1 protein-coding gene is annotated in these 503 nt (G+C 50.5%); it reads left to right on the top strand.

What is annotated here, in order from left to right; translation table 11 throughout:
- On the top strand, positions 1-503 hold a 503-nt coding region (locus R7P74_RS29775), incomplete at both ends, for an MlaE family lipid ABC transporter permease subunit (protein ID WP_318124351.1).

Here is a 503-nt window from a genome sequence, read left to right as displayed (position 1 = left end):
GTAGTCTCCGGTTTGTTCATCGGCATGGTTCTTAGCTTGCAAGGCTATGTAGTGCTGGTGGATTACGGCGCGGAAGGCAGTCTTGGTCAGATGGTCGCGTTGTCACTACTGCGTGAACTTGGGCCGGTGGTTACTGCGCTTCTTTTCGCTGGACGTGCAGGCTCTGCGCTGACGGCAGAAATTGGTTTGATGAAAGCTACTGAGCAGCTTTCAAGCTTAGAAATGATGGCAGTTGACCCACTGAAACGAGTGATTGCACCACGTTTTTGGGCTGGGGCTATCTCAATGCAACTACTTGCGATGATCTTCATGGCTGTTGGCATCTGGGGGGCGCAGCTCGTTGGTGTCGATTGGAAAGGTGTGGATCACGGCAGCTTTTGGGCAGCCATGCAATCTTCTGTTGAGTTGGGACAAGATATCGGCAACAGCATGATCAAATGCTTTGTGTTTGCCATTACGGTAACTTGGATTGCTCTATTTAATGGCTACGATGCGATTCCTAC

It is taken from the genome of Vibrio sp. 2033, assembly GCF_033339735.1.
This window is presented reverse-complemented; position numbering and strand designations above follow the sequence as displayed.